This window comes from Clostridium sp. AF50-3, assembly GCF_003477445.1.
Lineage (GTDB): Bacteria > Bacillota > Clostridia > Lachnospirales > Lachnospiraceae > Otoolea > Otoolea fessa.
The window spans coordinates 32,775-44,898 of the sequence record NZ_QUDH01000002.1 but is presented as its reverse complement, the minus strand read 5'-3'; the positions used below and the strand labels follow the sequence as shown (position 1 = coordinate 44,898).

The 12,124-nt window shown below is 51.1% G+C and carries 8 protein-coding genes; all 8 read right to left on the bottom strand.

Features of this window, described 5'->3' with window-relative positions; translation table 11 throughout:
• Positions 1-19: 19 nt before the first annotated feature.
• The 8 genes from DW085_RS02565 to asnA all read right to left on the bottom strand — a co-directional run bounded on the left by DW085_RS02565 (position 20) and on the right by asnA (position 12,065).
• Positions 20-820: an OadG family transporter subunit gene (locus DW085_RS02565; RefSeq protein WP_022360206.1), complete on the bottom strand. Its 801-nt coding sequence runs from the start codon at positions 818-820 to the stop codon at positions 20-22.
• A 961-nt stretch (positions 821-1,781) separates the two neighbouring features.
• Positions 1,782-3,380 (bottom strand): GH25 family lysozyme, encoded by a 1,599-nt coding sequence (locus DW085_RS02555; RefSeq protein WP_243033894.1) that lies wholly within the window; start codon positions 3,378-3,380, stop codon positions 1,782-1,784.
• A 415-nt stretch (positions 3,381-3,795) separates the two neighbouring features.
• On the bottom strand, positions 3,796-4,506 hold the full coding sequence (locus tag DW085_RS02550) for a Bax inhibitor-1/YccA family protein (protein WP_107000382.1): 711 nt from the start codon (positions 4,504-4,506) through the stop codon (positions 3,796-3,798).
• 199 nt (positions 4,507-4,705) lie between these two features.
• Positions 4,706-6,136, bottom strand: a complete 1,431-nt coding sequence (locus tag DW085_RS02545; protein ID WP_118293742.1) for an MATE family efflux transporter — start codon at positions 6,134-6,136, stop codon at positions 4,706-4,708.
• A gap of 123 nt (positions 6,137-6,259) precedes the next feature.
• On the bottom strand, positions 6,260-7,537 hold the full coding sequence (locus tag DW085_RS02540; RefSeq protein ID WP_270228600.1) for a peptidoglycan-binding protein: 1,278 nt from the start codon (positions 7,535-7,537) through the stop codon (positions 6,260-6,262).
• A gap of 122 nt (positions 7,538-7,659) precedes the next feature.
• On the bottom strand, positions 7,660-9,456 hold the full coding sequence (locus DW085_RS02535; protein WP_118293744.1) for an aminopeptidase P family N-terminal domain-containing protein: 1,797 nt from the start codon (positions 9,454-9,456) through the stop codon (positions 7,660-7,662).
• Between the two features lie 25 nt (positions 9,457-9,481).
• On the bottom strand, positions 9,482-10,903 hold the full coding sequence (lpdA, locus tag DW085_RS02530) for a dihydrolipoyl dehydrogenase (protein WP_117795214.1): 1,422 nt from the start codon (positions 10,901-10,903) through the stop codon (positions 9,482-9,484).
• A gap of 151 nt (positions 10,904-11,054) precedes the next feature.
• Positions 11,055-12,065, bottom strand: coding sequence for an aspartate--ammonia ligase (asnA, locus tag DW085_RS02525; protein ID WP_022360200.1), 1,011 nt, complete (start codon positions 12,063-12,065; stop codon positions 11,055-11,057).
• Between the last annotated feature and the right edge of the window lie 59 nt (positions 12,066-12,124).

Here is a 12,124-nt window from a genome sequence, read left to right as displayed (position 1 = left end):
CTCCAGATTTTATCGATGATTATTTACGTGTAATGGAGCGGATATTTACGCTGTCTGCCGGTACGCCGGTTGCTGCTGCGATCGCTGCAGTGATAACTGCTACCAGTTCTCCATCGTTTGCCGCATTGCCTGCTGCTGGTGCTGCGGTACGTGCCGGCGCTGCTGCCGGTGCTGCAGTCTGTACAGGTGCCGGTGCTGCTGCCGGTGCCTCTGCTCCTGCTTTTTTAGCCTTTACATTTGCCTCAATCTCGTTAACCTTCTTGAAGCTGCTGATAATTAAGCTGATGAAGATCAGTACCAGGAATACGGTACCCATACCCATCAGGGTATTTAATGCTGCCTTCTCCATCTTCTCACCGAAGCTGTAGTTTACAACAAAGGATAACTCAGTCGGTACCAGAGAAGTACCGCCGTAGCTGCTTACGCTCTCCTCAGCGGTCAGGGAGAAAGTCAAGTTTCTCTTCTCAAAGGAAGCCTGAACAACTGCTGTGTAGCTGTCATCATCGGCGCGCTCTACGGTCACGCTCTGAATCTCACCCATCTTGCCTAAATCGTCCTTAGAACTGGTCCAGGAAGAAATTGCAGACTCAATGACTGTGTTTTTCTGCTTCTCAGCCTGTTTCAGCTGTGCTGCCAGATCTTCGTCACTGTAGCTGGCGAACTGCTCCAGATAGCTCTTAGCGCCATCGCTCATGGTCTGCTCGATCTCCGGAGAAATCGGCTCTACCGCTTCTTCAGAAGCGCTACCACAGGCGGACAGAGCGAAAAAGCAGACTGCCATGCAAAGTACAAGCAGCATTCTTTTCATATTCTGTTTCATAAATGTGTCACCTCGTAATTAGATCGTTCCATGCTTTGACGGACGTCCCTCTTTCTTCGTGAATCATATCCTGACAGCATCCATGTTTCTTTCATGGCGCCATCCGTGATACTTCCCACCTATCTGTGTTTGCAGGTGTTTTTGCAAAATTTCCAGAGCTTGTCATCACTCCGGGAATTCTCCATCTGACACGCTGCGGCAGCAGAGGATTGTACAATCTCCTCTGCATACATAAATGGCATGCACTTCCGTCTATGCGAATCCGACTTTAATAGCCATGCATACATAAACATCTGTACCACTGACTTGTTATTCGATTCTCACATAAGCGCTGTCCGGTGCCTGACTGATGACAAACACTGCCCTCATCCCTGTTTCCGGAAATGATTCCGGCAGCCAGCCGCACTGACATCCCTTTTTTAGCACTACAACTCCGCCGACGGTTCTGATTATATAATCATTATACAATATGTAAAAACACGCTGCTTCCATGCAGTACTAAATCCGGAATCTGCATTCTCCGACCTTTCCCTGCCTGCGTCTTAGCGCAGCTGCCTGCCTGCGAACCACTGCTTTCACAGTTTCCTGCTGACAAACGCCCCGCTTTCGCACTACTTCTGTGCCCGCCATCCCGATTCTGCGCTTTTGCCGATATAACGCATACCGAGGCTCTTCCTAATTTGCAGCCAGAAGAGCCTCGCATCTTTCGTCAAATCCGCACCGGAACAGCCGCAGCTTATCTTGCACATACAGTTGATATAGCAGTTTGAAACGTCATGTTATGCCAGATTACTTATGCTGTTTTCCTCCATCCCATAAGCAAGTCCTTTTTTTGCCTGTTTAACATTGTATAATGAGGTTGGCAAAAAAGCAAGTTATTTCCGTTCGAATTTGTTTACTTTTTCATTTTTTTAACTGAATCAGCTCCAATATCTGGGTACTGGTTCAAATCATATTTATATTATACCCCTGCCGGACCAGACGGCTGCACCGGTGACTGGCTTCCGGTTGTCGGAGTCTGTCCATCCGTCGAACCGCCATTTCCCGCCGCATTCTCCTCCGGCAGAACTACCGTGCAGCTTCCGTCTGCCGCTGCCTGCCAGGTATTTCCATCCATCTCGAACGTAATACCTGCGTACATCGCGCCGCTGGCATCCAGGTAATATTTCTTACCGCCAAGATCCAGCCAGCCGGTCTGCATCACGCCGGACTCGTTCATGTAATACCACTTTCCGCCGACTGCCTGCCAGCCCGTCGTCATGGCGCCGGAGCCGTCAAAGTAATACCAGCTTCCGCCCAGGTTCTGCCAGCCCGCCTGCATCGCGCCGGATGCGTTCAGATAATATTTCTTGCCGCCCGTCTCCAGCCAGCCGGTCTGCATCAGACCATTGTCCGCCATGAAATACCAGCTCCCATCAACCGCACGCCAGCCCGTCGCCTGCTCGCCCGATGCATCAAAATAACGCCAGCCGCCGTCCAGTGTCTTCCAGCCGGTAATCATATGACCATCCGCCTCCAGATAATACTTTTTGCCTGAAAGCTCCAGCCATCCTTTAGACGGATTGCCCGCCGCATTCATATAGTACCAATTCTGACCATCGTTAATCCACGCCGATTTCTGCATCACATGGTTCTGATAATAGTAACGGTTCCCCGCGATCGTCCGCCAGGTATTGCCCGGAATGATCTGCGTATAATCTTTATACAGATAATCAATATCCACATTGCCGTTCACGCCCTTGACCGAACCGGTGTTGGACGCCTGCCACATCGAGGTCTTTGAATATGTATACTTCTGCTGGTATTTTGCCACCCATATATCATACGAAATCTTCGACATATCGATCTTATTGGCAATCCAGTATTCATTTGCATAGACCATCGGATAATATCCTGCATCCTGAATCCGCTTACAGAACGCGTTGATCACATCGCTGACCTGAGACTGCGTCAGAGTTCCCAGCGTATTAGCATCCTCGGCATCAAAGACAACCGGAAAGGAGATAGGATAATCCTTGATAAGATTCAGGACAAAATCCGCCTCCTGCTGCGCCATTTCGACCGAAGTCGCATACGAATAAATGTACGCGCCCAGTCGCAGCCCTGCCTGGCTCGCATTTGCCGCGTTCATAGCGAAAAACGGATCCACATTACCGCGGAACCGGGTTGCCAGCATCGCAAACTGTACATTATCCGATGCCACCTGGCTCCAATTTACATTCTGCTGCCAGTAAGACACATCCACGCCGCGCGCAATCGCACCGATCCCCTCATTCTCCGTCACCCGGTACACGCCAAGCCCCGATGTGACCGCGCTCACACCCCCATTGGAAACAGAAGTCGAACCGCCAGAGCTGCCTGTACTTCCCGAATTGGAGCTGCCCGAACCGCCGCCCGGCCCCGCATTCGAGGATGACGATGTAAGAGAAGAATCTCCCGCCGGTCCTGCCAGCGCTGTCATCGGCTGAAAACACAGCGCTGCTGCCAGCATGCCAGCCGCTGCCCGTGAAAGCACACGCGCGCGCCCCATCCTTTTTTTGTTCATTCTATTCCGATTCATGCCAAAAAACCTCCTTGATTATCCTTTTATACCTGTTGTCTGTTCACCATTTATATACATTTCCCCGCCTGATCCGGCGGGGGCATATGCGAAACAAATATGGTTCATCCACACACTGTGTAACCAACAGCAGAACATTTCCTATTATAACCTAGTTTAACAGATACTCCCCATCCACTTCAATAGAGAAACTTTAAATAAAATCTGTCAAATTTATTACAGAATGCTTCCCTTTCTGCTAAAAGAATGAAGCCGTCCATGCCAAAAACAGGATTTTCAAGCAGAAAAACACAATAATGCCGGAACAAAGCTTTCCCCCGTTCCGGCATTTCATTTTTGCATATTCAGTTTTCCGCAAAATTCCACTTTTCTTTATTCCTGCAAAGGAACTTCTGTTCTCCTGAAAGATTTTTTCCTATTTCCGATTCCGGTTCATCAGGCGGATAATGTACAGAAACAGGTTGATAAAATCGAGATACAGCTGCAGCGCTGAGAATACCGATGCTTTCTGAAGCAGCTCCGGATCCGCGGAGAAAATCTGGTAATTATCCCGGATCTTGGTTGTATCATAAGCGGTAAAGCCTAAGAATACCACGATACCGGCATAGCAGAGCACTGTCTCAAAGCTGCCTAGATTTAAAAACATTGAAAGCAGACCAAAGAGAATCAGAAACAGCAGTCCGCCAACGAGCAATGGACGGATTCCGCTCAAGTCCAGCTTGAAGATCAGGCTGACGCCCGCCATCATTCCGAAGAACAGCGCGGTCGCCGCAAATACAAACACCATCTCCACAACACCGAAGATCAGGAAATACATCGAGAAAACAACGCCGTTTAAAGCTGCATAGAATAGAAACAGCCCTCTCGCCGCTCCCACCGATAACTTGTGAATCCGGGCACTCAGCCAGATCACCGTCAAAAGCTCCAGTCCCGTCAATGCGAGGGTCGCATATGGAACCTGAAATACATACAAAATCGCTCCCGTCACGTATCCGGCTAATGCGATGCCAAATGTCACAAGAAGCCCTGCAAACATCCATAAATATGTCTTCGCCACATACTGTCCCAGTGTCTCATGGCGTTCCCCCGCCATCTGCCAGGACTCATTCATTGGTTCATAGCCCATAATTCTGCCTCTCTTTCTGACCAGCGGCAAGTGCCTCTGCCCTCTGTTTCGAATCTCCGTTTTATCTGCCGCTTGCGCGGCATCCATCCAGGAAGAAACACTGTCACCTATCTTTTGTAACATAAGAATATCACACTTTCTGAAAAAAATCCAGTACCACCCCGTTTTGTCAATCATTTTCGAAACCATGCATAACTATTTACAGGTTATGAAGCTCCCGCCTCTTTTTCTTCCACGAAAGCGGCACATTCCATTTTTTCAGCGCACTGAAAAAATAATAATAAATATTAAAGAGAACCGTTGTGATCGTCCAGGTCAGCGGATAGCTGAATACTACTGTCAGGATATCCGGGCGGATCGGAACAGCGATCAGGATCCAGACAACCCGCAGGACGCACACGCCCAGCGCCGTCATAATCATCGGAATCCAGCAGTCTCCCACACCGCGCAGTGCGCCGGAATAAATCTCAATACAGAGGTATGTCACAAATGCCGGCACCAGGAAGTGAAGAATCTTCATGCCGATCGCGATTACCTCCGCATCCGTTGTGAACAACAGATAAATATAGCCGCCCGTCAGATACAGGATCGTGCTCAGCCCCACCGTGATAATACAGGAAATTCCCAGGCAGACGTACACGCTGCGTTTCACACGGTCCAGCCGCCCCGCGCCGTAATTTTGTCCGACAAAGGTCGTGATGGAGATCCCCAGCGCATTAATGATCATCCAGTAAGTGCTGTCGATCTTTCCATATGCAGCCCACGCCGCCACCGTGTCTGTTCCCAGTGCATTGACGCTGCTCTGGATCACGAGGTTGGAAAAGGAATACATAACCGACTGGAGTCCAGCCGGAAACCCAATCCGGATGATCCGCACCAGAATCACCGGTGTGATCCGCGTTTTCCGGATCTCAAACCGGTACGAGCCATCCGCACGCATCAGCGTTCCCAATACCAGACACGCACTGACCACCTGGGAAAGAATCGTCGCCACCGCCGCGCCACGCACGCCCATCCGAAGTCCTACTACAAACAACAGATCGAGCGCAATGTTTGTAAAACAGCTGATCACAAGGAAATAGAACGGTCTTTTGGAATCACCGATTGCCCGCAGGATTCCGGCACCCATATTATATAAGAGGTTCGCCGTGATTCCGACAAAATAAATGTGCAGATACCCGCTTGCATTGTCCATGATATCCTCCGGCGTCCCCATCAGGCGAAGCGCCGTGTCGGAAAAAAGGAGTCCGCCAACCGTCATGAGGATACCGCACAGCAGCGAAAAGGCAATCGCCGTGTGGACTGCCTCGCTGACCCGCTGACCGCGTCCCGCCCCGTAAAACTGGGCGATGATAACTGTCGCACCCGAAGAAAGTCCTACAAAAAAGCCAACCAGCAGGTTCGTAAGCATCGATGTGCTTCCGCCGACCGCCGCCAGCGCTTCCTTTCCGACAAAACGGCCTACTACCACCGCATCTGCCGTATTATAGAGCTGCTGAAAAAAAGTTCCAAATAAAATCGGGAAGAAAAATAGCAGAAGCTGTTTCCAGATCACTCCCTCTGTGATCGCATTTGCCCGGCCAGTCTCCCCGGTTTGTCTGACTCCCTCTTCCCGTCTGGTATCTTTCATCCAATCCACCCCCTCTTATGTTCTTTGTCTCTGTTTCCTGTATGCATCCTGCTCACAGATATTTCACCTATAGGAATTCATATGTCTTTTCGTTATTCTTCTCCCGCAAATCCCATTTCCAACTCAATTCAGCTCCGCAATCCGCGAGATCCCCACATAGATATGAGAAATCTTGTACCAGGTAGCAAAATCCACCACGCCCGTCTGCGGAAGTCCAAACACCGACTGGAACGCCCGTACGGATGCCTCCGTTCCGGGTCCGTAGATCCCGTCCGGCGTAACCCGCGGGATCGCTGTATACACAGTCGCCACCGCATCAAGCTGCTGCTGCAGCTGCCGCACCTTATCGCCGCTGGACCCCACCTTAAGCGGTTCCCCCGGATAGGAGATCGGGATTCCTGATATCTGTTCCGCAGTGTTGATGTAAATACTATTTCCATAGAAGCGCCGCAATATCTCGATCGCGCTGTATCCCTGTTCTCCCAGACTGCAGGATCCCCACTGGGTCATCCAGCCCGGGCAGGACACCCGCCGCCCGTCGCAGTACTGCGTCAGAATCGGCTGCCTCACACCGGGGCGGGACAGATAGTTGTCAAAAATGTCATCCACCACCTCTGAGATCGGCTCAAAAATATCGCGCCCGTAAATCCATTTGTGATCGAATGCCGTTGAGGATGTAATCGTAAAATCGTAGCCCTGGTTCCGATACCACTCCGTATACACCCGGTTCAACGTAAACGACATGATTGCCAGCACATTAGCGACGATTGTGCTGCGCGGCCAGGTCGCATAAATCTCGCTCGATGCCACGTTCTTGATATAATCCCGGTATGCCACATAGTAATCTTTTGCGGACGCATTGGTCGGTGCACCGTCATGCACGACGATCGTCTGCGGCACCACCACGCGGCTCAGCACGATCTCTCCGCTCTCCTGCACTGGTTTTACCTCATCCTCGGCAATCTTGGGCGGATAGGAACCATATAAGGTATGGTCCGGAATCTGGATATTCTCCTCCGCTCCGGTCTGAGCCGGAAGCGGAATCATCCGGATCGGCTGGACTGCCAGCACGCCCGCCAGCACCTCCGTTCCCTTTACCTTCACCGGCCCATAGCCCTCTGCCCGCACTTCCACCGTATAATCCGCATACGGCTTTTCCCGGTTCTGTTCTTCCAGTGAAAGCAACGCAGGAGGCGCCGCTACCGCAATCTCCTCCGTCTGCCCGGATAAATTGGTTCTAAGCACTTCCTGCGTCTGTCCTGATTCTCCATAGCTGATCGAAGCCTCTGCTCCCTTAATTGGAAAATTGTTTTCACTGTTTACCACATCGATCCGCAGATAGCCGTCCTGCATTCCAGTTGTCTCACAGATTCGGACACGGTCGAACGAATGATAGCGCATACACGCAGCCTCGCATTTATTTTACATGGTCATTTACAGTTTATATCCGGCATCTTTTATCTATGCCGGTTTTTAACCGCTTTTTTAATGTTTTACTGCCGTATCTTCCTTGTTTTCCTCTTCTAAATTGCTCGCGTCGCCTCTGCCAGCCACATCTTCTCTTCCTCCATCATATACGGAGACAGCTTCTCATACACGCCCTTATGGTACGCGTTCAAAAGCTCGCGGTCGCGCGCTTCCATAAGCGATACATCGATCGTGTCCAGATCGATCGGAACCCAGGTCAGGTTTTCAAATTTCATGAACTGACCAAATTCATTCTTCACATCTTTCACACAAAGCATCAGATTCTCCGTCCGGATGCCAAATTTTCCTTCCAGATAAAGCCCCGGCTCATCGGAGGTAACCATGCCTTCCTCCAGAACCGCATTTTCAGCAGGCGATGTGAGCAGCCTCCATCGGATGGAATTCGGGCGCTCATGCACACATCCCAGATAGCCGACACCATGCCCTGTTCCATGGTTGAAATCCAGACCGTTTCTCCACAGGAGTTCGCGCGCAATATAGTCCAGGTTGATACCGCGGCAGCCATACATAAACTTCGCATCCAGCAGACGCAGCATCGAACACGCCACCAGCGTACAGCAGCGTTTTTCTTCCTGCGTGATCGGTCCGACCGCGATGGTACGCGTCACATCCGTCGTTCCCTCATAATACTGTCCGCCGGAATCGACCAGATACAGCCCCTTATTCGGCACACTGCTCTTCTCTGTCTCAGACGCCGTATAATGGCACATCGCCGCGTTCGGTCCCCACGCAGAGATCGTCGTAAAGCTCATATCCAGGCAGTTTTTTTGCTCCAGGCGCAGCTTATCCAGATATTCCCCTGCGGTCCACTCGTCCAGTCCTTTTTCGCCTGCATGTTCCTTCACCCAGCGCAGGAAACGGGTCAATACCAGACCGTCCTGCACATGCACACGGCGCATATTTTCCTGTTCCACTGGATTTTTGACTGCTTTGGCCGCTGCCGTCGGATTCATCGCCTCGATCACTTTCACGCTCGCATCCAGGCACCGGAACAGACGGTAATTGATCTTCGACTTTTCCAATAAAACGCGCTCATAGCGGAATGCGGATGCAATCTGGTATACCGCCTCATATGGCATGATCCGAACGCCCAGTCCATGCAGATAGGCACGTACTTCTTCGTTCAGCGTCTTCTCATGAATAAAGAGGAATAATTCCTGTTTTGTCACAATCAAGTAGGACAATACAACCGGCGTATGTACAATGTCATCACCCCGGATATTTAAAAGCCACGCGATATCATCAAGACTCGTCAGCAGATGCACCGTCGCCTGACGCTTTTTCATCTCCCCGCGCAGATCTGCAATCTTCTCCTCCGCCGGTTTTCCCGCATACTTCTCTTCCAGAATCCAGACCGGGTTCATCGGAAGCGCCGGGCGGTCATCCCAGATACTCCCAACCAGATCCTCACCCTCCGAAATGCGTACCTTTTTCCCGGACAGTGCTTTCGCGATGCGCTCGCCCTCTGCCGTATCGACCACTCTGCCGTCAAAACCCAGAACACCCTGTTCCGGCATATGTTTTTTCAAAAATTCCAGCGTCGTCGGCACGCCCTCCTGACCGGAGCGGTAAAGTTCCACCCCGCTGCCGGAAAGCTCTGCTGCCGCCTGCACAAAATATCTGCCATCCGTCCAGAGACCTGCGTCCTCCATCGTAATGACCGCCGTTCCCGCCGAACCGGTAAAGCCTGTCATATATTTCCGGCATTTGAAATACCCGCTCACGTATTCCGAGCCGTGGAAATCCGATGTTGGAATCAGATATGCGTCCATTCCACGCTCCGCCATCTTCTCGCGAAGCTGTTCAATTCTCTCCCGAACCTCACGTCCCATTTTTCTGCCTCCTGTTGTTTCTCTATTATCCATTTTTCAACGCATCTTTGATCGCCTCCGTGATCGCCTCACTGTACGTCGGATGCGCGCGCATCGCCGTCGAGAGCTGATATGCCGTAAGACCATTGGCGATCGCCGTTGCCATCTCTCCGATCATGTCCGTCGCACGCGCACACATGATCTGCGCCCCGATCAGCGTGTTGGTATACGCCTCAAAAATCAGGCGCACAAAACCGCGGCTGTTTCTCGCTAAAAGCGCTTTTCCATTTTCCGTCATATATGCCACACCGCACTTGATCTTCATATTATAAAGGCGGGCGTCATTTTCCGTAAATCCAACCGCCGCAATCTCCGGCTCCGTATAAATACAGGTCGGCACAACCGGAAGCACGACATACATACCGTTCGGCACGACCGAAAGCTGCATCCGGTGTCCGCGTCCCGCCAGGTTTTCGACCAGATAAGCCGCATGGGACGCTGCCACATGGGCAAGACGTTTCCGCGCCACGGTATCGCCGATCGCATAGACATTTTCCTGCGTCGTGCGGTAAGTTCCCTTGATGAGCGGACGCCCATTTTCCAGCTGTACCTGACAATCGTCCGCCAGAACCTTCGACATATTCGGGCGTCTGCCGACTGCCACCAGCACGCGGTCCGCCGGGCTTTCCTTCCAGCCACGCTCACAACGGTAATTGACCGACACCGTGTCGTTGCCGCGATCCTTGATCTCCATGACCTGTACATTGCAGTGGACTTCAATACCCTTAGAACGCAGATTTGCTTCCATCTGCTCGGAAATCATCGGATCCATCGACTCCAGCAGACGGTTTGCCTGCTCCAAAAGCGTTACGCGGGAACCGAGCGCCGCGAAGATCGTCGCGATCTCCACACCGATGACACCGCCGCCGATGACCGTCAGACAGTCAAAATTCCAGTCATCCATCCGCAGAATATCACGGCTTGTCATAACCTGCGGCAGATCAATTCCCGGGATATCCGGAATCACAGGGCTGGAACCGGTTGCCAGAATCACATTTTTTCCTTTCAGCGTCAATGCGCCTTTGGAGGTCGTCACACGCACCACATTATCCGCATGCAGGCGCGCATCGCCGTGAATCATCTCCACCTCCGCTTTTTCTAACATTCCCTGAATCATTGAGCGGAATGATTCCACGGACTCATTTTTATAAATCTGCATCTGCCGCCAGTCAAAGCTGACCTTCTCCGCCACGATGCCAAACCGGAATGCTTTCAACATATCCCGATAGACTGCCGTCGCCTGCAGAAGCGCCTTGGCAGGAATACAGCCGGTATTGACGCATGAGCCGCCCAGCGCTTTTTTCTCGATCAGGACTGCATCCATCCCCATCGCCGCCGCACGCAGCGCTGCCGTATATCCCGCCGGTCCCGCACCGATAATAATTAAATCATAGATATGATCCGCCATATAAATATCCTATCCTCTCATTCTATGGGCTTCCCATTACATAAAAAGAATGTGCCTTTTTGTGTAATAGGGAATTCTAATGAATTTCTTATTACACAAAAAACTGCCGCAGAAAATCACTTTCCCGGGCAGCTTTTCATCAATTTTATTTTTACAGCAGATGAATGTTGTGAGCCTCTGCCTCTGCGCGCACACCGTCCGGCCAGATCGACGCCTGCACCTCTCCGATATGTGCTTTCCGCAGAAAGAACATACAGATACGGGACTGACCGATACCGCCGCCGACTGTATACGGAAGCTCTCCCTCCAGAACTGCTTTCTGGAATGGCAGCTCCGCGCGTTCCTCACATCCCGCCTTTACCAGCTGCTCTTTCAGGGAATCCTCATCAACACGGATACCCATGGAAGAAAGCTCCAGTCCGATATCCAGAACTGGATAATATACCAGAATATCGCCGTTTAATTTCCAGTCATCATAGTCCGGAGCACGACCATCGTGCTTCTCACCGGATTTCATCTTGTCACCAATCTGCTCAATAAATACCGCACCATGCAGCTTCGCAATCTTATACTCGCGCTCCTTCGGTGTGCAATCCGGATACATATCTTCCAGTTCCTGGGTCGTCACAAATGTGATATTTTCCGGAAGATAACGTCCAATGTACTCATATTCATATGCCATATAGTCCTCGGTCACTTTCAGTGCCTTGTAAACCGAACGGACAATGGATTCCAGTGTCTCACGGGTACGATCTTTTTTACTGATGATCTTCTCCCAGTCCCACTGATCCACATAAATGGAATGGATGTTGTCTGTATCCTCATCACGACGAATCGCGCTCATGTCGGTGTAAAGGCCTTCACCTTCCTGAAATCCGTACTCTTTTAATGCCTGACGTTTCCATTTGGCGAGAGAATGTACAATCTCAGCCTTCCGATCTTTCTGCTCCAGAATCCCAAAGGATACCGGGCGCTCTACGCCGTTTAAGTTATCGTTCAGACCAGATTCCGGCAGTACAAAAAGCGGTGCGGACACACGGGTCAGATTGAGCTGTTTTGCCAGTTCTCTCTGAAAAAAGTCCTTGATTTCCTTGATAGCAACCTGTGTTTCTCTCAAATCCAATACCGGTTTATAACCAGCCGGAGTAATTAAATGTTCCATCTGTTACATCCTCTCTTTTTCCCGGTGCGTGTCCGGTTCCCTGCCGCACTGCCGATTTC

Excerpts from the sequence above, each read along its gene's own strand:
- DW085_RS02565 (WP_022360206.1), bottom strand. The coding sequence starts at position 820 with ATGAAACAGAATATGAAAAGAATGCTGCTTGTACTTTGCATGGCAGTC.
- DW085_RS02535 (WP_118293744.1), bottom strand. The coding sequence starts at position 9,456 with ATGGGACGTGAGGTTCGGGAGAGAATTGAACAGCTTCGCGAGAAGATG.
- DW085_RS02540 (WP_270228600.1), bottom strand. The coding sequence starts at position 7,537 with ATGCGCTATCATTCGTTCGACCGTGTCCGAATCTGTGAGACAACTGGA.
- DW085_RS02555 (WP_243033894.1), bottom strand. The coding sequence starts at position 3,380 with ATGAATCGGAATAGAATGAACAAAAAAAGGATGGGGCGCGCGCGTGTG.
- asnA (WP_022360200.1), bottom strand. The coding sequence starts at position 12,065 with ATGGAACATTTAATTACTCCGGCTGGTTATAAACCGGTATTGGATTTG.
- DW085_RS02545 (WP_118293742.1), bottom strand. The coding sequence starts at position 6,136 with ATGAAAGATACCAGACGGGAAGAGGGAGTCAGACAAACCGGGGAGACT.
- DW085_RS02550 (WP_107000382.1), bottom strand. The coding sequence starts at position 4,506 with ATGGGCTATGAACCAATGAATGAGTCCTGGCAGATGGCGGGGGAACGC.
- lpdA (WP_117795214.1), bottom strand. The coding sequence starts at position 10,903 with ATGGCGGATCATATCTATGATTTAATTATTATCGGTGCGGGACCGGCG.